Origin of the sequence: Marinobacter sp. bablab_jr003, assembly GCF_016464245.1 — a bacterium.
Classification (GTDB): Bacteria; Pseudomonadota; Gammaproteobacteria; order Pseudomonadales; family Oleiphilaceae; genus Marinobacter; species Marinobacter vinifirmus.
The window spans coordinates 1-267 of the sequence record NZ_JADARC010000031.1; the positions used below are offsets into that span (position 1 = coordinate 1).

A 267-nucleotide genomic window follows, 5' to 3' on the forward strand; every position below is an offset into this window, starting at 1 on the left:
CACAGGCCCGAGGCATTCCGGATTGGAAGCGAATCCACGATGAACTCCGGGGCAAGAACGTCACCCTGTTCCTGCTCTGGCAGGAGTACCGGGAAGCCAATCCGGATGGCTACCAGTACAGCTGGTTCTGCGAGCACTACCGGGCCTGGCAGGGCAAGCTGGATCTGGTGATGCGTCAGGACCACCGAGCCGGTGAAAAGCTGTTCGTGGACTATGCTGGGCACACGGTGCCCGTCATTGACCGCACCACCGGTGAGATCCATGAGG

Annotated in this window: 1 pseudogene; it reads left to right on the forward strand. The window is 61.0% G+C overall.

Annotated features, from left to right (window positions below):
• A pseudogene (locus H3Z84_RS01715) lies at nucleotides 1-267 on the forward strand (IS21 family transposase); the annotation flags it as partial.